Source organism: Kiloniella sp., assembly GCF_965205715.1.
Lineage (GTDB): Bacteria > Pseudomonadota > Alphaproteobacteria > Kiloniellales > Kiloniellaceae > Kiloniella.
Window position 1 is genome coordinate 394,120 of the sequence record NZ_CBDBHW010000006.1, and the last position, 24,437, is coordinate 418,556.

The 24,437-nt window shown below is 44.9% G+C and carries 18 protein-coding genes; 9 read left to right on the plus strand and 9 right to left on the minus strand.

Annotated elements, in window-relative coordinates; translation table 11 throughout:
* Positions 1-34 precede the first annotated feature (34 nt).
* Both tnpC and ACOGW3_RS06630 read left to right on the plus strand, forming a co-directional pair.
* Complete coding sequence (tnpC, locus tag ACOGW3_RS06625) at positions 35-1,588, plus strand: IS66 family transposase (protein WP_419902249.1); 1,554 nt, start codon at positions 35-37, stop codon at positions 1,586-1,588.
* 151 nt (positions 1,589-1,739) lie between these two features.
* Positions 1,740-2,066, plus strand: a complete 327-nt coding sequence (locus ACOGW3_RS06630; protein WP_419902250.1) for a PilZ domain-containing protein — start codon at positions 1,740-1,742, stop codon at positions 2,064-2,066.
* A gap of 81 nt (positions 2,067-2,147) precedes the next feature.
* Here the strand turns inward: ACOGW3_RS06630 and ACOGW3_RS06635 are convergent, their stop codons facing one another.
* Together ACOGW3_RS06635 and ACOGW3_RS06640 are read right to left on the minus strand one after the other, a co-directional pair.
* Entirely contained in the window at positions 2,148-5,630 is a 3,483-nt protein-coding gene (locus ACOGW3_RS06635) for a response regulator (protein WP_419902251.1), read from the minus strand.
* On the minus strand, positions 5,594-5,827 hold the full coding sequence (locus ACOGW3_RS06640) for a hypothetical protein (RefSeq protein WP_419902252.1): 234 nt from the start codon (positions 5,825-5,827) through the stop codon (positions 5,594-5,596). Before ACOGW3_RS06640 ends, ACOGW3_RS06635 begins: the two co-directional genes overlap by 37 nt.
* Here ACOGW3_RS06640 and ACOGW3_RS06645 point away from each other — a divergent pair.
* The 3 genes from ACOGW3_RS06645 (at position 5,814) to istB (ending at position 9,659) form a co-directional block, all read left to right on the plus strand.
* Positions 5,814-7,046 carry an ISL3 family transposase gene (locus ACOGW3_RS06645; RefSeq protein ID WP_419901077.1) on the plus strand — a complete coding sequence of 411 codons (1,233 nt, stop codon included), beginning with the start codon at positions 5,814-5,816 and terminating at the stop codon, positions 7,044-7,046. The two genes, ACOGW3_RS06640 and ACOGW3_RS06645, sit on opposite strands and share 14 nt — an antisense overlap.
* Before the next feature lie 295 nt (positions 7,047-7,341).
* Positions 7,342-8,850, plus strand: coding sequence for an IS21 family transposase (istA, locus tag ACOGW3_RS06650; RefSeq protein WP_419901087.1), 1,509 nt, complete (start codon positions 7,342-7,344; stop codon positions 8,848-8,850).
* On the plus strand, positions 8,847-9,659 hold the full coding sequence (istB, locus tag ACOGW3_RS06655; protein WP_419901088.1) for an IS21-like element helper ATPase IstB: 813 nt from the start codon (positions 8,847-8,849) through the stop codon (positions 9,657-9,659). The genes istA and istB overlap by 4 nt, the downstream gene beginning before the upstream one ends.
* A gap of 23 nt (positions 9,660-9,682) precedes the next feature.
* Here istB and ACOGW3_RS06660 read toward each other — a convergent pair whose 3' ends face one another.
* From ACOGW3_RS06660 to ACOGW3_RS06670, 3 genes are all read right to left on the minus strand, one after another.
* Positions 9,683-10,327, minus strand: coding sequence for a CHASE domain-containing protein (locus ACOGW3_RS06660; RefSeq protein WP_419902253.1), 645 nt, complete (start codon positions 10,325-10,327; stop codon positions 9,683-9,685).
* A gap of 154 nt (positions 10,328-10,481) precedes the next feature.
* Positions 10,482-11,477: a GlxA family transcriptional regulator gene (locus ACOGW3_RS06665; RefSeq protein ID WP_419902254.1), complete on the minus strand. Its 996-nt coding sequence runs from the start codon at positions 11,475-11,477 to the stop codon at positions 10,482-10,484.
* 309 nt (positions 11,478-11,786) lie between these two features.
* Entirely contained in the window at positions 11,787-13,355 is a 1,569-nt protein-coding gene (locus ACOGW3_RS06670; RefSeq protein ID WP_419902255.1) for a trimethylamine methyltransferase family protein, read from the minus strand.
* Positions 13,356-13,915: 560 nt separating this feature from the next.
* Between ACOGW3_RS06670 and ACOGW3_RS06675 the strand changes: the two genes are divergently transcribed.
* Positions 13,916-16,435 (plus strand): GcvT family protein, encoded by a 2,520-nt coding sequence (locus tag ACOGW3_RS06675; RefSeq protein ID WP_419902256.1) that lies wholly within the window; start codon positions 13,916-13,918, stop codon positions 16,433-16,435.
* A 226-nt stretch (positions 16,436-16,661) separates the two neighbouring features.
* Complete coding sequence (locus ACOGW3_RS06680) at positions 16,662-17,414, plus strand: substrate-binding periplasmic protein (protein ID WP_419902257.1); 753 nt, start codon at positions 16,662-16,664, stop codon at positions 17,412-17,414.
* Between the two features lie 49 nt (positions 17,415-17,463).
* Here the strand turns inward: ACOGW3_RS06680 and ACOGW3_RS06685 are convergent, their stop codons facing one another.
* The 3 genes from ACOGW3_RS06685 to ACOGW3_RS06695 form a co-directional block, all read right to left on the minus strand.
* The gene (locus ACOGW3_RS06685) at positions 17,464-18,273 is read right to left on the minus strand and encodes a substrate-binding periplasmic protein (protein ID WP_419902258.1); all 810 of its coding nucleotides are present in this window, start codon (positions 18,271-18,273) and stop codon (positions 17,464-17,466) included.
* Positions 18,242-19,183: a hypothetical protein gene (locus tag ACOGW3_RS06690; protein WP_419902259.1), complete on the minus strand. Its 942-nt coding sequence runs from the start codon at positions 19,181-19,183 to the stop codon at positions 18,242-18,244. Before ACOGW3_RS06690 ends, ACOGW3_RS06685 begins: the two co-directional genes overlap by 32 nt.
* A gap of 200 nt (positions 19,184-19,383) precedes the next feature.
* Positions 19,384-20,616, minus strand: coding sequence for an ISL3 family transposase (locus tag ACOGW3_RS06695; RefSeq protein WP_419901077.1), 1,233 nt, complete (start codon positions 20,614-20,616; stop codon positions 19,384-19,386).
* On the opposite strand from ACOGW3_RS06695, the gene ACOGW3_RS06700 reads away from it, so the two are divergent.
* Entirely contained in the window at positions 20,603-20,827 is a 225-nt protein-coding gene (locus ACOGW3_RS06700) for a hypothetical protein (RefSeq protein WP_419902260.1), read from the plus strand. The two genes, ACOGW3_RS06695 and ACOGW3_RS06700, sit on opposite strands and share 14 nt — an antisense overlap.
* A 741-nt stretch (positions 20,828-21,568) precedes the next feature.
* On the opposite strand, the gene ACOGW3_RS06705 is transcribed toward ACOGW3_RS06700, so the two are convergent.
* Positions 21,569-23,380 (minus strand): gamma-glutamyltransferase family protein, encoded by a 1,812-nt coding sequence (locus ACOGW3_RS06705; protein ID WP_419902261.1) that lies wholly within the window; start codon positions 23,378-23,380, stop codon positions 21,569-21,571.
* 216 nt (positions 23,381-23,596) lie between these two features.
* Between ACOGW3_RS06705 and ACOGW3_RS06710 the strand changes: the two genes are divergently transcribed.
* Positions 23,597-24,424 (plus strand): sulfite exporter TauE/SafE family protein, encoded by an 828-nt coding sequence (locus ACOGW3_RS06710; protein WP_419902262.1) that lies wholly within the window; start codon positions 23,597-23,599, stop codon positions 24,422-24,424.
* The last annotated feature ends 13 nt before the right edge of the window (positions 24,425-24,437 follow it).

Below are 24,437 nucleotides of genomic sequence, written 5' to 3' on the forward strand. Positions count from 1 at the left end.
ATTTTGGTGAGTATAAATTTGCTATACTCCGGCTATGTCAAAAGCGCACTCCAACCTCCTGGAAAGTAATGAAGAATTGCGGGTATTAAACCGTGGGCTTCATGCGCGTATTGATATTCTTGAAGAGCAAAACAGGTTGTTGCGGCATCAACAGTTTGCCCCCTCCAGTGAGAAGTCAGTCCCTGAACAACAGGGCCATTTGTTTGATGAAGCTGAGGAAACGGCTGAGGATGGCACCGAGACAGAAGACGACATTGGGGAAATTGCAGTTCCAGCTCACACTCGTAAAAAAGGTGGGCGCCGTTCTTTGTCTGAAGACTTGCCTCGTGTCCGGATTGAGCACGATATCCCAGAAGAACAAAAGCTTTGCGCCTGCGGGTGCGGCCTCATGTCCAGGATCGGGGAAGAAGTCACCGAGCAGCTTGATATAATTCCCGCTAAAATACAGGTGTTACAGCATGTGCGCTTCAAGTACGCCTGTAAATCATGCGAAGAAGGCGTAACAATTGCACCTCTGCCGCCACAACCCATACCAAAAAGCATCGCATCCCCAGGGTTGCTGGCTTACATCGTAACGGGAAAGTATGTGGATGGCCTGCCCCTCTACCGTATGGTACCTGTTCTGAACCGCTCCGGGATTGAGTTTAACCGGACATTACTCTCCCGGTGGGTGATCAAATGTGGCGATCTGGTTCAGCCCCTGATCAATCTGTTTACTGATCACCTTTTAAACTACGATATCATTGCTATGGATGAGACCGGGGTTCAGGTGCTGAAAGAACCAGGGAAAAAGCCTCAAAGCAAATCCTACATGTGGGGACAAAAAGGTGGGCCTCCGGATCAGCCGGTCATTCTATTCCACTACGATCCATCCAGGGGAGAGCACGTGGCAAAGGGATTGCTGGAAGATTACACCGGTTATCTTGTCAGTGACGGGTATCAGGTCTATCTGAATGTGACATCCGACAGCACAATCGTTGGGGTTGGCTGCATGGCTCACGTTAGACGCAAGTTCAATGATGTCATCAAGGCACTAGAGAAATCCAAAAAGCGAAAACCTGGTCTCGCCGACCATGCTATGAAAGCGATCAGGAGCTTATACCGTATAGAGAAACTGGCCAAAGACATGAGCAATCACGAACGTCAGAGATTGCGTGAGGAAAAGGCCAAACCAATCCTTGAAGACTTGAGAGAGTGGATCACCAAAGTTATATCGACGACCCCGCCGACATCGTTACTTGGTAAGGCTTTGCACTATATCGACAAGCAGTGGCCGAGGCTCATTCGCTACCTTGATGATGGCCGTCTACCAATTGATAACAATGAAATGGAGCGCGTAATCAAACCATTTGTTATAGGAAGAAAAAATTGGTTGTTTTCAAACTCCCAGAACGGGGCAAAGGCCAGTGCAAATCTCTACGGCATAGTGGAGACGGCTAAGGCTAACGGCATCGAGCCATATTCTTACCTACGACATATTTTTACTGAGTTACCAAAGGCTCAAACCGTCGAAGACTTCGAAGCTTTGCTACCCTGGAACGTCGACAGAAACAACGTAACACCTTTCATCAGGCAAAAGAACCTGTAGTTAACGTCACGCTCACAGTTGACGGAAATTAACCATAATTACTGTCAAAGAGTTCAAATTATTGATGAGAATTACACAAATTTTAAGTTTTCATTAAATATAATTAGCGGACAATAGATACTATATTCATGCACAATAGAAGAATCTGATAATGGCTAATTCAAGTGAAGATCGTCGAATTTTTCCACGCGCTGAGGTTATCTTAATCGGGAGCATGGATGGTAGTGTCGATAAACGAGATTGTGCCGTTATGGACATCTCGCTAACCGGGGCGAAACTTGAGTTAGATGAACCACTTGATGATCGGAAAATTGATACTATTCGTTTTTCACAATCATCCGCTTTAAACGTTTCAATTGCTTGGAATAATGGCAAAAGCGTTGGCGTCAATTTTACTGATGATCCGCACCATATCGCCAACACATTGGAAGCTTTACTTCCGGAAAGCTGTTTTGAGCCATTCGACAAAAAGGCTTAAGACATTTTTTAATAATTTTTTTCATTTAACATATAAAATTATCAACTGATAATGATGAATTACCATAGCAGATAAGATTGATTATAAACTTTCTATATCTGTAAGCAGATCGATCATATCATCCTCAATACCCTTAGAAATAGTAACCCTTTCAGTCGGATTAGAGTTTTCCTCAATTATCACTGAAGGTGTTTTACCCTTAAAAATTTCAACATTATCTGGAATTTCAGCTATTGTCTTTTGGCCAATAGCCCCAACACAAGCAGATATTTTAGAAAAAAGGTCACCAGGGCTAATCGGCTTAGAAACGTAATCATTCATCCCAGCAGAAATACACAATTCACGATCCGTTTCCATTGCATTGGCAGTCATAGCGATAATCGGTATTAATGCGAGATGGGGGTTATCAAGATCCCTTATCCGTCTGGTCGCTTCCAAACCATCCATAACAGGCATTTGCATATCCATAAGAATAAGATCAAAGTGTTGCTCAGATAATAAAGCATTCAGAGCTTCTTGCCCGTTCTCAGCATTAAAAGCCTCATGCCCTCCCTTAATAAGCATAGACATTGCCAACTTTTGATTAATCTTATTGTCTTCAACAATAAGGATTTTCAGGCTTTGTTTTTTAAGAGCGACTTCTCTAAGTGAGAATGGGTTATCTTTTTCTGCTTCTTCTGTTTGTACGAAAGCTTTGTGAAGGAAGGCACTAATTGAGCTATGGCTAAGGGGTTGAGGGAGTGTTCCTGAAAAACCGAGCCCCTTGGCCCACAGTTGAGCTTCATTTGATTTTTGCTGAATGGCAACAGCCGAGAAAAACTCACTCTCTTTAATTAATTGTGTGCTTGCTAAGCCCAGCTTTTCCAAATCGTTGTTAAGCCAGTGGTCACTAGCTATAAAAAGGGAGATTTTTTCATTGTTTAAATACTCCAATGCCTCATCACAATCCTGAGTTGATATCACATTGATTTCAGCCTCTTTGAGATATTGCGTAAGAATTTGGGAGCTAATGGTATCTTCCATATAGAGAAGAGCGTTATGGCACTTGAAGACTTCACTGTTTATTACAGGACCTATAAGTTCAACTTCTTTAATTGATTTATCTAACTCGACACTAAACCAAAATGTACTTCCCTTACCTAGTGTACTTTCAACGCCAATTTCGCCTTCCATCAACTGTACCAGTTGTTTACAAATCGCAAGCCCGAGGCCTGTACCGCCAAATTCCCGGGTCGTTGAGGCATCAGCTTGAGTAAATTTCTCAAAGAGTTTTCTTTGCACCTCTTCCTTTATACCAATCCCGGAATCTTTAACGTCAAATCGTAATGTAACTTTAGATTCAACAGCCTTGGTATCTGTTTCATTATTCTCACCATCAAACACTTTTTGAGATGTCTGCTCACTTACCCGGATCGAAACGCCACCGTTTTGGGTAAACTTCATTGCGTTACCAAGTAAGTTCAAGAGTATTTGACGAAGCCGCCCTCCATCAGCAATCACATGACGATTAAGGTCTGGGGGTAGATATGTGGTAACTGATAAACCTTTGTCATTTGCTCTGGCCGCCAAAAGATTGACACTTGATTCAACAATAGAGACCAAGTCTACCTCTGATACTGAGAGATCCATCCTTCCAGCTTCAATTTTGGAAAAATCCAGTACGTCGTTGATTATACTCAGCAATGATTCGCCAGATTCATTTATCATGGATGCAAATTCATATTGCTCTTCATCCAACTCAGTCTCGAGTAACATGGTCGCCATCCCCATAACTCCGTTCATAGGAGTTCGGATTTCATGGCTCATGGTCGCTAAGAATTCGGATTTAGCTTTATTTGCAGCTTCAGAAAGGTCACGCGCGATACTGAGTTGTTCAGCCATAATAACTAACTCTTGGCTTTGATTTTCTAGAGCTTCATGGGCAAGCTGTAAGTCCATCAGATTCTGCTCAAGAGCCAATTCTGCTTTTTTGTGATCAGTTACATCTAATAGTATTCCATCCCACTGAAACTCCCCACTGTCACTCATGCTCAATTGGGCAATAGAACGTATCCATCTTGTCTGTTCACCCTTCTCGTCCTTTAAACGCATTTCAAAATCAAGCCGAGGTATGACATCGTTTGTTTTTTGCATGGAAGCCATCCATTCACTGTAATCACGCTTATTGATTACAGTCGCCAGTAAATCAGGATTTACTTTAATAGATGTAGCACTCAGGCCGGTAATACTGGTAACCCCGTCACTGACGTAAGGAATGGATATTTTACCGTATCTATCTCGGTTAAAACGGTAAACCGCTCCAGGAAGGTTTGATGTCACAGCCTGTTGGAATTCTTCAGCAGCTCTTCTTTCACTAACATCGGTAAATGTGAGAACCATACCACCGTCAAGAACAGAGCTTGCTGTCACCTCAAGGTACTTACCATTACGTAAATTCAGCGATAGGAAAAAGGGCTCTCCCTTGACAAGAAGATCAAGTAAATTCCGATCCAGATTACTTTTCCCTGTATTCCCAAAATCACGTCTCGCTTCTATTAGATTAAAGAGCTCATCAATTTTAGTTCCAACAGGGAATACTTCGAAAGGAATGTCCAGAATTCGATAAAACAAAGGGTTATTTACAGCAATCACTCTATCGCGATCAACCATACAAACGCCCTGTTCAATTGTATTCAGGGTTGTTTTTAAAACAGAATAATGATGTGTAATTTCATCTGTGCGCTGCTTTAGATTTGAAATATCTCTCCAAGAGATAAGTTGGCCTTCCTCCCCCAGAGTTTTGATTTTAGTTATGGTAATTTCAATCGGATACTCTTCACCAGATGTCGGACTTATCAACCATTCGAACCGGCTAATTCCTTCCGCCATGGCTTTATCAATCATGGAAAGGAGTTTAAAGGATGACCGTTCACCATCGGCTTGAAATTCAGGTGCAAGTTCAGTCATCTGAAGCCGTAAGAGTTCGGCTTTGGTTTTACAACCACTCATTCTGACTGCGGCTTGATTACAATCAACGAAGCCTTCTTTACCACGCAATAACAGCGCATCTGAGGAATGTTCAAAAAGTGTTCGAAAACGTTCCTCAGTTATAATCTTGTTTGTAACCTCACTCGCACTCCCCCGATAACCCTGAAATTTATTATTTTCAGCAAATTGAGGTACGCCACAGAGACTTATCCAAACCAGGTTACCGTCGTTATCTCTAATCTTGCATAAGATATTTTTAAAAGGTTTGTGATGCTCAAGTACACGTAGGATTTCGTCCGTGTCATTTCCCTCATCTTCAATATAAAGACTGGAAAGAGGTTTCCCGAGGTAGTCACTATCCGATCTGCCTGTAATTCTAGTTACCTGAGGACTTACAAAGTTAAAGATAAGATTTTTGTCACATTCCCATAACCAATCCGATGCAATCTCTGAAAAGGCCTCAAATCGGTGTTTATTTTCCGTAAGTGCTCTGTTAGCTGTATGTAATTCAGCAGACTTACTTTGGGTGAACCCTGCAAGATGTAATAATCTTGTCAGTATTAGAGTAACAAATAGAGCACCAAATAATCCCCACATCGGATAGCTACGATGGTTGGCTTGGAGAACTTCAGCGTTAGGCCATACTTCCAATTTCCAGCTGGGATTACCCGGAAAAGGTAAAATGGGCTCTTCTCCGCTTTGTTGAGTAGAAAAAGATGCCGACCGCCAAGTAACCTGTTGATATGTATGGTTTCTGATAACTTTACATAGAGCAGGTATATGACAATCAACATCTCGCAGCATATTTTAGGCCTCAAAGGGCAACGTGTAAATGAAATTAAACTGGATGACGGCGGTGTTAAGATTGTCATTCACTGCAGCCGAGACGCGCGTAGGAGGGCTATAGACCCTGCTACAGGCCAGAAGGGAAGCATCAACCAGCATGTCCGCCGACAAGTAAACGACATCCCCCTTTTTGGGTATCCTTGTGTGGTCGAGATTGAGCTGGCGCAGGTTTATATTAACAAGGGCGAACGCCGCATTGAGGGGTGTGATTTTGTTGATAAAGGGTGCCGTTTCACTCACCGATTTTGCCGACTGATCAGTGGATTATGTCGGCATATGTCTATTCAAGCGGTTTCCAGACATTTGGATATACGATGGGAAACGGTCAAGAATATCGACAGGGCATACCTTATTGAAACTCTCCCTACGCTTGATCCTGCAGAGCTAACTGGCTTGGAATATATTGGTGTAGATGAAGTTGCCCGGGCGAAAGGTCATGACTACATGACGGTGGTCTACGATATGGTTGGCGGTCATCTGATCTGGGTTGAAGCAGGCCGAACTGCCGAGGTTTTTTCAAGGTTTTTGAAACAACTGCAACCAGATACAGCCTGCAAAATAAAGGCCGTAGCGATGGATATGGGGCCTGCCTACCAAAAGGCTGTCAGAGAGTCCTTGCCGTTGGCCGACATAGTATTTGACCGTTTCCACGTCATGAAAAACTACAGCAAAGCTATCCATAATCAGCGTCGACTTGAGTTCAGAAAGGCCGATCCAAGTGGTAAAGAGTTGATGAAAGGGACACATTATCTGTTGCTCAAAAATGCGGATAAGTTGAGTGAAAAACAAAGTGACAAGCTGCAAAGGTTGCTGGAGAGCAATAGCAACCTGAATGCACTTTACGTCTTGAAAGAACAGCTTCAGCTGCTGTGGAGTGCCGCTTCATTTGAGGCGATGGCGGAGCAACTGGAACGTTGGTGCCTGATAGCAGATCAGTCACAGATGCTCTATCTAAAAAAGTTCGCGAAATCCCTACGGAAACATTGTGTGGGCATCTGCAACTACGCCAAACACAAGCTCACAAGCGCCAGGATAGAGGCTGGTAATGTCAGTATAGGAATGATCCGTAAGCGAGCCAGAGGCATCAAGGATACCGAATACTTCAAACTCAAAATTAGACAATCATCCATTCCAGATAATCAATCTATGCTCTATTTGAAATCCTAAATCTACTCAACAAAGCGGAGAAGTGCCGTAAAATGACACTTTCGGTATATGGCAACCCGATTTCATTACCTCTTGCATGCCAGTAATAAAGACGTTTTTCGCCATCTAGAACAGATGTTCAGCGACAATAACCTTGGCCGGTTGCGACAACCACCTTGGCCGGTGGATCTGATCATTAAAAAGGGCGTGCCCGTTTGATAATCAGATCCACCGGCCAAGGCTTAATTTGGTGTTAGTTACAAGCTGCTGTGAGTTGATAAATTAGGAACCTCTAGATGTAATTGGAGGAACCTGTTTGCCGTATAAATTTATCACAGATGAACAACTGAGACTTTACATGACAGATAGAAAAACTCATGGTCAACGAACCGCCGCTGCCCGCGCAGGGTTTAGCGAACGCACGGCCCGCCGATTTGACGTTGATGCGACTTTACCGTCACAACGCAATATAAAGCGAGGGCGAACAGTTTCTGATCCGCTTGAAGATATCTGGGATAAGGACATCCTTCCCATTTTGGATAAAGACAACTCGGTCAAACCCATTACTTTGTTGCGCCACATACAGAGCCTCTATCCGCTCCGTTTTCCCGATGACCGTGTCAAGCGCACGTTAGAGCGCCGAGTTCGGGGATGGCGGGCTCTGAATGGCCCTGAAAAGGATATCATTTTCAGGCAAACACCTGAGCCGGGTTACATGGGCCAATCAGATTTCACGGATGCAGCCGACTTAAGTATTACCATTGCAGGAGATCCTTTGGTGCATCGGCTCTATCATTTTGTTCTGGTATATAGCCGATGGGAACATGTTGGGGTCGTACTTGGCGGTGAGAGTTTTACAGCCCTTGCGGAGAACTTACAAAATGCGCTTTGGTCCTTGGGGGGCGCTCCTGAAAACCACCGGACCGACAGCCTGTCTGCGGCCTTTCGGAATTTGAGCGTTGAGGAAAAGGAGGACATTACCAAACGTTATTCTGCTTTTGTTGAGCACTACGGTATGGAGGCCAGTCGAAATAACAGAGGGGAATCACACGAGAACGGTGCCATTGAATCTCACCACGGTCACCTTAAGACTGCGATAAAGCAGGCCCTGATTTTGCGTGGCAGTAATGACTTTGACACTTTGGATGAGTATCGGCGATTTTTGGACGAGCTGATTGCTAGACGGAACAAACATCGTGACCAAGATATCCAAACAGAGTTGAAATCTCTCAAGGCGTTACCTCCTCGGCGAACAACAGATTACACTGAAGTCGTGTCGAGAGTTACCAAAACAAGTGGTTTTTTAGTTAAGCAGGTTTTTTATAGCGCCCCTTCTCGCCTAATTGGTCAACGCTTGCGTGTCCATATTTACGATAACCGGATAGAAGCCTATCTAGGCAGCACTCATGTCGTCAGCCATTCTCGTGAGCGGGGGCACGGCAAAGGCCCCCGCATTCATGTTATCAATTATCATCACGTCATTCATGCTCTCAAACGTAAACCTCAGGCACTCGCCAATTCTATTTATCGTGACAGTATTTTTCCAAGAACCGAGTACTCCCTGGCCTGGACATTGTTTCAGAAAAAGTTGTCCCGCAGAGATGCGTGTCGTCAGATGGTTGGGATACTTTTCCTTGCGCACGAAGAGGCTTGTGAGGCCGAAGTCGCGCACCTGATTTCGAGAGAAATCAATGCAGGAAGGCTACCTTGCGCAAAAAAACTTAAGCTGAATATCACAAAAAAGAACACGGATTTACCTCCTGATATTCCCGTGGTTCAACCTTCATTATCAGTCTTTGATACTCTGTTGGAGGATCGGGCATGACAAACATTGAAGTGGATCAGCACAAGCTGCCTCTTATGCTAACTGACTTACGATTACCCAGCTTTCACAAACACTGGCAAGATATCGCAATCCAATCCGACAAGGAGGGCTGGTCAGCAGCCAGGTTCCTTGCCGTTTTGGCCGAATATGAATTGGCCGAAAGGGACACGCGACGCATTCAACGCCATCTCAACGCATCAAACCTGCTGGGCGGAAAAACTCTGGCCACTTTTAACTTCAAGCGGCTGCCTAACGTGAAAAAGGCGCAGGTCGAAGCCTTGTCTGCCGGTGACTGGATTGACGCAAGAGCAAATCTGATTGCCATTGGAAATTCAGGGGGAGGAAAAACTCATCTCCTATGCGCCGTAGGTTATGCTCTTATAGAGGCTGGATACCGTGTGCTCTATACGCAAACCAGTGATCTGGTGCAAAAACTCCAGGCTGCCAGACGTGAACTTATGCTCGAAAACGCCCTCGCAAAACTCGATAAATTTGATCTCATCATTCTCGATGATATTACCTATGCACAAAGGGATATATCTGAAACATCCGTGCTCTTTGAATTGATCGCCAGACGATATGAGTACCGAAGTATTGCAATTGCTGCCAATCAACCTTTTAGCGGATGGGACAATATTTTTCAAGATAAGGCCATGACCGTTGCAGCAATCGATCGTCTTGTTCACCACTCAACCATTCTTGAGATGAATATCGACAGCTACAGACAATGGGAAGCCGCCCAAAATCTCAAAAAAATGTTGCGGAAAACCACAAACAAAAAGGTGAAAAATATGCCTGAAGCATCGTAAATAAACGTCAGATCACAGCCGCATCAAAAGCGGCCAAGGTGGTTGACGCAACCGGACAAAGTGGTTGACGCTCTACAAACAGAAAACGAAAAACCCCTCTCCCCCAGATTACCGATAACAGCCTCGAAGAAACGGGGAACCTCAATGACACCCGTAATAAAACCGTTATACTGACCTTTCATAATCAGAGGAAAATCAACAACTATCGCGTTACCTGATTGAATTAGCTCGAACGGTTTGGATACATGCATTTGCCCTTTCCGGACAAAATCTGCGATATCCTTTCGACGCCATTCAATTGTATCAAGATTTAGACCAAGGGCAGGTTCATTATCTTTTAGCGGAAAAACCCATTGGATGACATTAGAACGATCAACCCATTCAAGGGCTCTAAAACCGGGAAAATCATTAACAATCAGGTTCGCATCATGAGCCCACTTACGCTGATCCATCTTACCTGAAATACGAGTTCTCTCGGTTAATCGACGTAATGCCTCTACGCGATTATCGATTTCGGTTAAAATATGCTGCTGAAAAAGAGTAAGCTCATAACGCACGTTTTGGCGTTTGTTTTCTTCATTGAGTGTATTGAGAAAATACCATACCAAAGCGCTGGCACAAACCCCAGCTAACGCCCCCATCAAGGTTGCGGCCTTTGATATCCTCATTTATTCACACTCTTTGGTCGAATGACAACGAACAACTTTCTCCAGAAAGAAGAACGGACATTAGTGTACTAAAGACTAAGTGAATGCTTCTTTAACAAATTTTAATTTTTCACGTTAGCCTAAGTGACAAGGGTCTCGAACCAAACAGATAAAATTACAACTCTTCACTTTCGCCCTCAGACAGGGCAGGCAAACCACGTTCTTTCCGAGGAGTCCGAGCAAAGAAATCTCGATAACATTTAGAGAAGTGTGAAGCCGAAACAAAACCACATGCCAAAGCGACATCAATTACAGACATATTTGTTTGAAGCAGCAGCAACCGAGCTTTATTAAGTCGCAATTCCAAATAATATCTCGCAGGTGAACGACTGAGATATTTACGGAACAAACGTTCAAGCTGGCGTGTAGACAACCCTGCGTCTCGAGCCAATTGAATACGTGTTAGAGGTTCCTCGAGATTGTCTTCCATCAATTTGATCACAGCAAGAAGCTTGGGGTGTCGTACTCCCAAACGAACAGGCATAGACATACGTTGCTGATCATGTTGATCACGAATTCGGTCATGCATAAACTGATTTGCGACTTCACCAGCAAGCTCGTGGCCATGTTGGGCGGAGATAACATTGAGCATCATATCCAATGAAGCTGTACCACCAGCACAGGTAAAACGATTTCGGTCGATCTCAAATAATTCAGGAGTAACTTCAATTTCTGGAAAATCTTCGATAAACCCTTCTAAGTTTTCCCAGTGAATCGTACAACTGTAGTCGTCAAGCAAACCCGCTTTTGCAAGGATATGCGCCCCTGTACAAAGAGCACCAATATCTGTCCCCATGCGTTCGACACGGCGCAGCCAGGAATGAACCCTTTTATCAGCTAGTTTGTGAGCATCTTCACCGCTACAAATGATCGCTGTGTGAACATTTGTAGCGTCTTCATAATTAAGTGTCGGTGATATCGGAATGCCACAAGATGAAATCACGGGCTGATCATCAGCACTCACCAAGTCCCAGCTATATAACTTTTTGCTAGATTCTCTGTTCGCCAAACGCAGAGGTTCGAGCGCAGAAGTAAACGCGATTAAAGAAAACTTGGGTACGAGAAAAAAAACAATGCGCTGAGGCAATTCTTGCGGAGCTTTTCTAATCATATTTTTCGACCTGACACGCTTGTTTAAATAACTTGAAAAAACGCTATCGTCACCAAATTACCTACCATAAATCAGGTGAATGAACGAAAGCATAACATCAATTTGCTCTGCTTGTTCAAAAATGTCTTTTCAAACTATTTCGGATCCATTCCGATATTACAAAATGCCAATATCAGAAAGAATAAGACCTAACAAGATGGGAAATCAACTTTTCTAGTCTCTATATAAAAGAAGAGGCAACCCAAGGCTGCCTCTTCATAAACTTAGAATTGAAAAAGCAATACAATATAGTAATGCTTGCTCTTGATCTTAGGTGAAAGCGTCCGGCATGGACTCTTTCTTTTTAGACATGAACTCATTAAGAGCTTCATCGATAGCAGGATCCAAGTCAGGAGCTACATACTCATCCAGGGTCTTTTTAACCAGCAGATTAGCACGTTGATAAGCATCCTGAGAGCCTTCTGACTCCCATTGCTCAAATGAGTTGTTATCAGCAATCGTAGAACGGAAGAAAGCTGTTTCAAAGTTAGCTTGCGTATGCGCACAACCAAGGAAGTGATTTCCAGGACCAACTTCCCGAAGGGCATCCATGGCCTGACCGTTTTCAGTCATGTCATAGCCTTCGAGCATGCGTTGCATCATGCCAAGTTGGTCTGCATCCATCACAAGTTTCTCATAGGATGAAATCAAACCACCTTCGAGCCAACCTGCAGAGTGAAGGGTAAAGTTGACGCCAGCAAGAGCCGTTGGAAGGATTGTGTTAGCAGATTCATAAGCTGCTTGAGCATCTGGAAGCTTTGATCCACATAGGGATCCACCGGAACGGAATGGAACTCCAAGACGGCGGGCCAAATGTGCCATTCCATAAAGAACCAGGGCTGGCTCCGGCGTACCAAATGTAGGAGCACCAGATTGCATGGAAATGGAACTCGCAAAAGAGCCCATTACAACTGGTGCACCTTTACGTACCATCTGAGCAAAGGCGATACCGGCCATACCCTCGGCCAATGACTGTGCCATAACACCAGCAGCTGTCACTGGGGCCATAGCTCCCGCAAGAATAAATGGCGTAATGATACAAGCCTGCATATTCCGAGCATAAACTTTCAAGGCACCAAGCATGGTGTCATCAAAGGTCATCGGAGAGTTGGCATTGATCAAGCTGATCATAACCGTATTGTTATCAACAAACTCATCGCCAAACAGAATCTTAGACATTGCAATAGAATCTTCTGCACGCTCTGGTGCAGTCACAGACCCCATATAAGGTTTGTCTGAAAGACGCATGTGAGAATAAAGCATATCCAAGTGACGTTTATTCACTGGAATATCTACAGGCTCGCAAACCGTACCACCAGAGTGATGCAGAGCAGGCATAGAATATGTCAGTTTCACAAAGTTACGAAAATCTTCGATCGTGGCATAACGACGGCCACCATCAATATCGCGTACAAAGGGAGGACCGTATACAGGAGCAAAAACCGTATTGTTACCACCAATGATTACATTACGATCACTGTTGCGTGCATGCTGGGTAAACTGGCTCGGCGCATGTGCACACCACTGGCGAGCAAGGCCTCGAGGGAAACGGACCCGTTCGCCCTGAACATCACAACCGTTGTCCTTTAAAATCTGAAGAGCTTCAGCATCATCTCTGAACTCAATTCCGATTTCTTCAAGCACGGTTTCCGCGTTATCTTCAATGATTTGAAGCGCTTCTTCGTTAAGCGTTTCAAAATACGGAATTTTCCGTGTGATGAATTTAAGCTGTTCGCTAGAACCGCCAGAACGAGCCGCACGACGAGATGCTGCACCACCACCGCCACGACCTCTGCCACCACGACTTGCGCGACTTGCGCGACCTTCTGTATCACTCATAATATGCCCTCCGAAATAATCATCGATTTATTCCTCCCAGCACGCTTTACCTCTGTCTGGTTTGCGACAGCCTAAAAACCAAAAGCGGCAAGCAAGGATATGAGGTTCATTTCTTGGAATAAAAAACCACTTACGGCCAATGATCCAGCAGCTATAGTATAAGAAATTTGTTAATTTTGGAATATACTAGCGTTTTTCAGAAGCGAGACTTGGTAGGAGTCGCTTTCCCAAATGAGGCCCTTTATTTTAACTTATGAGACAAAAAATTGATTTCCCTATCTCTCTCATCCACCTTATCCTGAACAAATCATCCGACATTTCTAATTTTAAAAATGTCGCAAAAAATCACTTATGTCGTAAACTGCAAGTGTGATGACGCAAACCGATAGGACGATTACAGGACTGTTCCTCATCATTATGGATGAAAGCTATCAATAGCATCGGTTCTCTAAGGCACCTTAAACGTGTCTGCATTGTATCCGGGCTATTGAGAAGTAACAAAACAAACAACTTGTATCCGTGCATAAGCACGTTTAGTCGCATTTTTTTGGAGACTGGCGATGAAATCTCACTACAAAGCCGTTGTTATCGGTGGTGGTGCTGTTGGTGTTGGTACACTATACCACTTAGCTAAAAAAGGTTGGTCAGACGTTGCTCTTTTAGAGCGTCACGATTTGACTTCTGGTTCTACCTGGCACGCAGCTGGTCTGTTGCCACTGTTCAACATGAGCTACTCAGTTGGTAAGATTCACCAGTACTCTGTTGACCTCTATGCCAGACTAGAAGAAGAAACCGGTCTTCACTCTGGCCTTAAGCAGGTGTCCAACATTCGCCTGGCCCGTACTCAAGACCGTATGGATGAATACAGGTATTATGTTGGCGTTGCAAAAACACTTGGTGTTAACGTTAAATGGCTTTCCATCGAAGAACTAAAAGAAATCTGGCCACTTTGTAACACTGAAGGTGTTCTTGGCGCTATTCAGCACATCGATGATGGATACGTTCAGCCTGCTGAGCTTACTCAGGCTCTTGCAAAGGGTGCTCGTAACTGTGGCGCTGAAATCCACCAACACACGGCGGTAATCGGACTAGAGCAACAAGAAGACGACACTTGGTTGGTTCAAACTGACAAAGGTGACATCACTTGTGAGCACGTCATCTCTTGTACTGGTAACTTCGCACGGAAAACAGGCGAGATGGTCGGCCTCGACATCCCTGTAATTCCTGTTGAGCACCAGTTCATTGTTACCGAAGCACACCCAGACATCAAAGCCCGTCACGCGGCTGGCCTTCCTGAAATGGGCGTTCTACGTGAATCAGATTCTTCATGGTACATGCGTGAAGAAGCTGGCGGTTTGTTGCTTGGCCCTTACGAAGTTGGCGCTCCTTGCTGCTACGTTGACGGTCCTGCACCTGACGCTAAATACGAGCTGTTCAACGAAGAACTAGAACGCTTGATGCCTTACATCGAAACTGCTTTCGAACGCGTGCCTGCTTTTGCTGAAGTTGGTATCAAAGAAGTTTATAACGGCGCTATTGCCTACACGCCTGACGGTTCACCAATTATTGGCCCTGCTTGGGGCCTGAAAAACTTCTGGCTGAACGAAGGTCACTCCTTCGGCATCACCGCTACGGGTGGCGCAGGCTGGCAGTTGGCTGAATGGATCGTCGATGGCGAACCTACAATTGACATGTCTGGTGTTGATCCTCGTCGTTTTGGTCCTTATGCAGGCCTTGGTTTCTTGAAAGAGAAAAACGAAGAAGCTTACGCAAACGTCTTCACTGTTCACTATCCAGACGAATCCCGTCCGGCAGCACGTGGCCTGAAGCGCTCTCCTTCTTATGATCGCATGAAAGAACATGGTGCGGTCATGGGGACTATCTTTGGCTGGGAACGTCCGAACTGGTTTGCGCCAGAAGGTTACGGTCTAACCGAAGAAGACTTGAACCAGGATGACACCATCACCCGCGAAAACCACGCCCCTGCAGACGAAGGTAAATTACCTGTAGAAAAATGGTCTTTCCGTCGCTCAAACTATTTCGAGCACATCGGCAATGAATGTAAGAACGTAGAAGAAAATGTCGGCCTGCTCGACATGTCTGCTTTCTCTAAGTTCATCGTCAAAGGCCGCGGCGCGGAAGCTTGGTTGAGCAGCCTGGTTGCGAACAAGATCCCTAAAAAGATCGGCCGTATGGCGTTGACACACATGTTGACCCTACACGGTGGTGTTCGTGCAGAATTCACAATCTTGAAAACTGGCAAACAGAGCTATTACCTCGTGTCTGCTGGTGCTCAGGAGCGTCACGATTGGGATTATCTAACAAAACTCAAGCCAACTGATGGTTCTGTTGAACTAGAGAAAATCACTACTCAACAGGGTGTTTTCATCATTGCGGGTCCAAAATCCCGTCTGCTGATGGAAAAGCTGTCTGATGCTGATTTCTCTAACAAAGCCTTCCCATGGTTGACTGCACAACAGATCTCCGTTGGCATTGCTCCTGTTACTGCTGCCCGTGTTAACTTCGTCGGTGAATACGGTTGGGAACTTCATCACCCAATCGAAATGCAGAACTACCTCTTTGATATTCTGATGGAAGCTGGTGCTGAATTTGGCCTGAAACCTTTCGGTATTCGTGCCATGGATTCCATGCGTTTGGAAAAATCCTATCGCTTGATCCCAACAGAAATGTCCATCGAGTACTCTGCTCTTGAAACCGGTCTTGATCGTTTTGTTCGCTTGGACAAAGAAGACGATTTTATCGGCAAGCAAGCTTTGGCTGAATGGAAAGAGCGTGGTTTTGACAACCAGTTCGTTACGATGGAAGTCCATGGTGTAACGGATCGTGATGCCCGTGGTTCTGAGCCAATTTATCTTAACGATGAAATGGTTGGTCGTGTAACATCAGGTGGTTATGGTTTCCGTACTGGAAAATCTATTGCGCTTGCAATGGTTCGCCCTGATTTGGCTGAAATTGGCACCGAATTGGAAATTTATATCCTCGGTGATCGTTTCAAAGCGACTGTTGTCGAGGAATCACCATACGATCCTGAAAACAAAATCCTGCGTAATGTTGAATAATATCGACTGACGTTAAACATAAAAAAGCCCTCAAATTAAATATTTGGGGGCTTTTTTATATTCTAAGTTATATGACACTAATCAACCCTCAACTCTCTCTGCAGTAATTTTCCTCTGTAACGAATTGCTCTTCGCTGTCTCTTTGCAAGTTTAGTAATAAATTAACAGGAACGACCTATCGTTAAGATCAAAATTTACCGCGCCCCAACGAGGGGAACTCGAAACATTGATCAGCCTTAAACTGATAGTTATTTGTTCTATTTTCTTGGCATATTTCCCCTGTGCCGCAGAAACCATCAAGCTTGTTCAAGATCCATGGCCACCAATAACTTCCGAAGATATCGCTAATGAAGCCCTCGCTACAGCTATTGTCACGACTGCATTTAGCCACGCCGGTTACACCCCAATAGTAAAAACAATTCCCTGGAAGCGTGCTCTGATAGAGGTTGAAACCGTAAAAAGTGACGCCATAGTCGCTGCCTATTATAATGATGACCGTAGCCAAATCTATAATTACAGCGCCCCCTATCTGATAACACCAATACTGTTTTTGAAGCGCAAAGATTCTGAAATTAGCTTTCAATCTTTAGAAGACCTTCGCGATTATCGGATTGGCTTTGTAAGGGGCACTTCCTACGGCAATAGCTTCGACCAAGCGGAATTTCTAAACAAGGTCGAACTCAACGACCCAAGTACCGTTATAAAAATGCTTTATAATAAAAGAATTGATGTCGCCCCTTTTACCAATGTGGTCGGCATGCACCTTATTAACAGCAGGTTTCCTGATTGGCGAAATGAACTGGAATATTTTGGCCCCCCAATTGAAAAGCTACATTACTACGTTATTGTCGGAAAAAACCATAATAAGGGATACGAAATTCTCTCTAAATTTAATAATGCCATTGCCAAAATGTTGGATTCAGGGGCGATAGAGAAAATTATCAAAGACAATGGTCTTCAGGATGCCTTTCCTGATTGAATCTCTTAAATTACCTACGGCAATCTCTTAATATCGACCTTCTAAAAGTTCACTCTCTTAAATAACTCGCAATAATATCATCGATAAAACCTGACTTTCTCATCTCGGAAATGATCACCGAAATTTTATGGGAGAGCTGCTGATCTTCTTCTGTACCGAGTCCGAACATAATATAAGCCTCTCTGGTCATAAGGTCTGTCCCCTTGGTAAAAGGATGTGCCAGATTACGATCATAAACCCCTTCTTTACCCAGGGCCTGTAGATCAAATAGAAATGATAATGATTCCGTGATGTAGCAATCAATCCGGCCAGATAAGAGTTTTTTCATATTACTTACGACATTGTCTGTCGGTGTCACCCGAACTTTATTGCTAAGGGACTTCGCTTTATCACCAAGAAAATTTGTGTCGTCACCGCGTCGAAAACCAACGACCAATCCTTGGTAATCCACAGGCCATTGCTGCCTACTGTTTTCATCAAAAACATCATCAGTACAAACCGTGATTATTCGCTCTGTCAGTAACGCGCTGGAATAAGTATTCCGATCACCTTCTGACTTATGAGCCGGGACCATGGCAAAGCCCCGCCCCGCCCGGAGGTATTCCTTGGCTCTTACGGTCGGAACCACTTCAATTTTGGGGTGATAATTTTCAATCCTGGAAAATATTTCATTGATAACACTTACGTATATTCCTTGGGGCAGTTTCTCAGCCTCAAAAGAATAAGGAGCGAAGTTATCCGCGACATAAAAGGTAACTTCCCGGTCAGCATAGGCACGGGTCCAGAATAAGAAAAAGAAGAGTATGAAAACTAGCCTCCAAATCATCCTATTGCCTCCAGGTCTGTAACAATTTTTCATAGGAAATTGTCTTCCCCGGCGGGTCTTCATTTGCTAACGATGGTTTTGGGGAGCCTTCCCGCTTTAGCCAAACATTATCATTTTGGGGTTCATTTAATTGGGGACTGCATTTCCCCATGCCAATACGTTCCAGTCGAGCCAAAACTCGGTCCATCTCTCGAGCCAAACCATTCATAGCCCTTTCTACAGAAACGGATCGATCCACGGCCAACCCAATATTTTGCCACCACAACCGCGCTAATTTGGGATAGTCAGGAACATTCATGCCAGTTGGAGTCCATAGCGTCCGCGCAGGAGATCGATAGAACTCGAGAAATCCTCCCAATCGTTCAGATACCTCACTCATTGCCGTAGAATTCAAATCAGAATTTCGTATAGGCGTTAAGCCCACGAGTGTTTTTTTCAAAGACACAGTTTTAGATACGGTAAATTGAGCATACAGCCATGCCGCTTTTCTGCGTTCCAATCGAGTTGATTTGAAAAAAGTCCACGCACCTGCATCCTGATAGCCAAGTTTTTGTCCTTCTTCCCAATAAGCACCGTGGGGTGACGGCGCCATCCGCCATTTTGGAGTTCCATCTCTATTCACCACAGGTAAGTCTGGTTGAGTGAGGGATGCCGTGAAGGCCGTGTACCAAAAAATTTGCTGTGCTATATGGCCTTGTCCGGGAACAGGTCCTGCTTGAGAAAAAGTCATGTGCTCAGAACCGGGCGGAGCAAACTTATGAAGCCAGTCTATGTATTTTCGAACCGCATAAATTGCAGCCGGACTATCGGCTGCACCACCACGAGATACAGAAGCTCCAACAGGCCTACACCCTTCCATCCGGATCCCCCATTCATCTACAGGGCGTCCGTTAGGAATTCCATGATCTCCAGCTCCTGCCATAGCCAACCAGGCATCGGTCATACGCCAGCCAAGTGAAGGGCCCCGATTACCATAGTCCATATGACCATAGACCCTTTCCCCATCTATAAATTTGACATGATTGGTAAAAAAATCGGCTATATCTTCATAGGCTGACCAGTTGAGAGGAACACCCAGTTCGTATCCAAAGATATTACGAAACTTTTCTTGAAGATGGCACTTCTCCGCTTTGTTGAGTAGATTTAGGATTTCAAATAGAGCATAGATTGATTATCTGGAATGGATGATTGTCTAATTTTGAGTTTGAAGTATTCGGTATCCTTGATGCCTCTGGCTCGCTTACGGATCATTCCTATACTGACATTACCAGCCTCTATCCTGGCGCTTGTGAGCTTGTGTTTGGCGTAGTTGCAGATGCCCACACAATGTTTCCGTAGGGATTTCGCGAACTTTTTTAGATAGAGCATCTGTGACTGATCTGCTATCAGGCACCAACGTTCCAGTTGCTCCGCCATCGCCTCAAATGAAGCGGCACTCCACAGCAGCTGAAGCTGTTCTTTCAAGACGTAAAGTGCATTCAGGTTGCTATTGCTCTCCAGCAACCTTTGCAGCTTGTCACTTTGTTTTTCACTCAACTTATCCGCATTTTTGAGCAACAGATAATGTGTCCCTTTCATCAACTCTTTACCACTTGGATCGGCCTTTCTGAACTCAAGTCGACGCTGATTATGGATAGCTTTGCTGTAGTTTTTCATGACGTGGAAACGGTCAAATACTATGTCGGCCAACGGCAAGGACTCTCTGACAGCCTTTTGGTAGGCAGGCCCCATATCCATCGCTACGGCCTTTATTTTGCAGGCTGTATCTGGTTGCAGTTGTTTCAAAAACCTTGAAAAAACCTCGGCAGTTCGGCCTGCTTCAACCCAGATCAGATGACCGCCAACCATATCGTAGACCACCGTCATGTAGTCATGACCTTTCGCCCGGGCAACTTCATCTACACCAATATATTCCAAGCCAGTTAGCTCTGCAGGATCAAGCGTAGGGAGAGTTTCAATAAGGTATGCCCTGTCGATATTCTTGACCGTTTCCCATCGTATATCCAAATGTCTGGAAACCGCTTGAATAGACATATGCCGACATAATCCACTGATCAGTCGGCAAAATCGGTGAGTGAAACGGCACCCTTTATCAACAAAATCACACCCCTCAATGCGGCGTTCGCCCTTGTTAATATAAACCTGCGCCAGCTCAATCTCGACCACACAAGGATACCCAAAAAGGGGGATGTCGTTTACTTGTCGGCGGACATGCTGGTTGATGCTTCCCTTCTGGCCTGTAGCAGGGTCTATAGCCCTCCTACGCGCGTCTCGGCTGCAGTGAATGACAATCTTAACACCGCCGTCATCCAGTTTAATTTCATTTACACGTTGCCCTTTGAGGCCTAAAATATGCTGCGAGATGTTGATTGTCATATACCTGCTCTATGTAAAGTTATCAGAAACCATACATATCAACAGGTTACTTGGCGGTCGGCATCTTTTTCTACTCAACAAAGCGGAGAAGAGCCTTGAAGATCTTTCCTTGAGAACCAATCGTGCCGAAACCAGTACAAGTTGGCAAACTGTTGATCCGGTAATTGGTAGAGCTTTCCATCCGGCCCGGTTCCAAAACTCAGACCAATAAAATCTTCTAAATCAAGGGTAGGTAAAGTTACATCCCGGCCCTCTCCTACCATAAAATCTGACAACGGAACGATCTGTCCTTGCCGATAATGGGTTCCAATTAAATCAGTATCATTTACATAGGCATCATAAATGGAGCGCTCTGACAACATCTGCATCTGAGCCATTTCCACAACATCACCTTCGTGTTTGAGGTGATGGACAACCTTGATCCCGGTGATATCAAAAAAAGCCTTGGTGAGTACTTCGGACTCATAGACATGGGTATCAATGATTTCTGAAAGTACGTGAATAGTTAGTCCCCGAAAGGGTTCAGCAGCATCTATAAACCAGGACATTTCTTCTAGTTGTTGATCCTGGGTAAGTGTAGAAGGCTGAAATTCTCTTTCCACCCATTCCTCTGCATCCTTCATAGCCGCAAGGGCGTCCGAATTCATAACAAATGAGAAAAGTAAGAAACAGATCTTTACTATAAAAAGCCGAAGCATTTGTAAGGATATTTTTTGGTGCCAAGTTTCCAGATTAAGCCATGAAAAACAATGTGGGCGAGCAGAATATCCGAGGCCTTTTTTAGTGTCATTCTGATTTGACATTCTAGCGCCCGTCAGGCTCCAAAACCCCTATTGTCGGCTGATTAAAGATATCAACGATTGCTTAAAAAGAAGATAACACTCCTGGCAATAAAAAAGAGGCCCTGAATACAGCACCTCTTTTCTCCTAAATTGGCAATTTAATCGTTTTTCTAACGGCCAATCGCATAACCTTGCATAAAGCGTGCATTTGCTGCGGCCTTTAAAAGACCATCCTCTTTTGCAGCGGCTGTCATTCGCCCGAGGCTCCAATCTGGTTCGACAACGACTTTATGTCCCCGGCGCTTTAATTCATCTATGGTTTCTTGTGGGAAGCGCCCCTCGAGTGCGAGATTTCCGGGGTCACACTCTCTGGGATAGAATGAACTCGGAAAGTGTGCTGTCTGAAACCCTGGCGCGTCGATGGCTTCTTGCAGATTCAAGCCAAAATGAACGTGACGTAGGAAGAAGTGTAGTGACCATTGGTCCTGCTGATCTCCACCCGGTGTACCAAAGGCCATATATGGAATTCCATCCTTTAATGCCAGTGACGGTGTAAGTGTCGTTCGTGGGCGCTTACCAGGAGCAATACAAGCCGGAGAGTTCTTATCAAGCCAGAACATCTGCGCACGATTGGTCAAACAAAATCCAAGTCCCGGGATAATCGGGGAGCTTTGTAACCATCCGCCACTTGGTGTCGCAGAAACCATATTCCCCCAACGATCAATGATATCCAAGTGGCAAGTATCACCTTTGGCGCCCCCTTTATCATCAGGGGTTGGTTCGTCATCAAATCTAGCAACCGTCGGCTCGCCGAGGTCGGTATTGTTTTTACCTTCTTCAGAGGTCCCCTTTAGGCGAACAACAACATCGCCTCCTTTACCAGAAATTTGACCAGGCCGGATTTCGAGTGAGGCTTTATCTGTAATAAGCCCTCGTCGGTCGTTGTTATAGGCGTCTGAAAGCAGCTCATCCATTGGCACATCAACAAAATCTGGATCACCATAAAAGGCTTCTCTATCTGCAAACGCGAGCTTTGCACTTTCAGTAACCAGATGAACAAACTCTGGGGAATGTTCATCAAGAGAATTTAAATCGTATCCTTTGAGAAGTGCAAGTTGTTGCAAGAACACAGGCCCCTGCCCCCATGGTCCCGTCTTACAGATCGTATAACCATGATAATCATAGGTAAGTGGCTCTTCATAGGTTGCGGACCACTTTGCAAGATCCTCACCATTGAGAAGTGCCTTGTTACGACGACCTGATGTGTCCATCACCTCAGCGGTTTTGCAGAATTGATCAATTTTTTCAGCAACGAAGCCTTCAGACCAAATCTTCCGCGCAGCTTCAATTTGTCCTTCACGACTTTCAGATGCAGCCTCTGCTTCGGAAATAATCCGTTCATACATTTCTGCCATTTCGGGATTTTTGAAAAGCTCGCCCGGTTTTGGAGCCCTCCCCTCTTTCAGATAAACACCGGCCGAAGATGTCCATTCATCCTCAAATAACGATTTCACACTATTTATGGTATGGGCAATGTTGGGCACCAGCGGATACCCATCACGGGCAAAACCAATGGCATGTGCTAATACGTCCCTTAGGCTCATAGTGCCGTAATCGAGCAGCATAAGCATCCAGGCATCAAATGCCCCGGGCACTACGGCTGATAACAGTCCCGAACCGGGCACAACGGATAAATCTAGCGCCTGATAGGCTTCTAAAGTTGCTTTGGCTGGTGCTGGGCCTTGGCCATTAATAACTTTAACAGGTCCATCAACAGGCGCTACAATAATAGGGACTTCACCACCAGGACCATTAAGGTGCGGCTCTACAACCTGCAAGGAAAATCCTGCTGCAATGGCAGCATCATAAGCATTTCCCCCTCGCTCTAGAATCGCCATCCCAGCCGCAGTCGCCAGCCAATGTGTGGATGTAACGACCCCAAAAGTACCTAGAATCTCAGGCCGTGTTGTAAATCCGCTCATATCCAATCTTCCCATAAACCTTCAAACACCCCACAAAATCATCGAATTGTTTTTGAGGTAATCTGAGTGACAGCATAACTTGACAGAGAATTTAAGGCATGATGATAATTGGTACAACCAATAAATTTTGGTCTATCCAATATTTATTCTTTCATTAACAACTGGAACTTATTTAGAGTTCCCCTTGATCATTCCTAACTTCAGTCAGGCTTTTTGATGGACGCATTTCTCTCTACCGACTTTCTTATACTCGCGGGTATTTTACTCACAACTGGCGTTATTGCAGGCTTCATAGCCGGTCTTCTCGGTGTCGGTGGCGGAATTGTTATCGTCCCAGTCCTGTACCACCTCTTTAGCCTGATAGGTGTCGATGAATCCGTACGCATGCACACAGCCGTTGGCACATCACTCGCCACAATCCTGGTCACAGGTTTTGCCTCTGCCAGATCCCATTATAATAAAGGCGCTGTCGATCTCGAATTATTGAAAACCTGGGGACCGGCTATTGCTATTGGTGTGATCATAGGTGTTGTCGTCGGTGGGAATATCGGCAGCACAGCCTTGATTGCTGTCTTCGCCATAATCGCCCTACTCGTTGCTTTAAACATGGCATTTCGTCCAGCCGATGCGCACATATCCGACACTTTACCCGGCTCTCCCTTCAAACAATTGATTGGCGTTTTTATTGGGGGCTTCTCTGTTCTTATGGGAATTGGTGGCGGAACGTTATCGGTCCCGATCCTCACCCTTTTCAACTACCCCATTCGAAAAGCTGTAGCGACTGCCGCAGCAATCGGCCTTATCATCGCGGTTCCGGGATTTATTGGCTACATATACTACGGTTTAGATTTACCCGGGCGACCTGACTTCTCGTTGGGTTATGTCAATCTCGTCGGCTTTGCTTTGATAATACCGACGTCCGGTTTCTTTGCCCCAATCGGTGCAAAAATCGCCCATGCCATCCCGCCACGATTACTACGTTTGTCTTTTGCTCTCTTTCTCTTCATCACAAGCTTGCGCATGATGTATGACTTGCTAACATGAGTAAGCTGCCAAA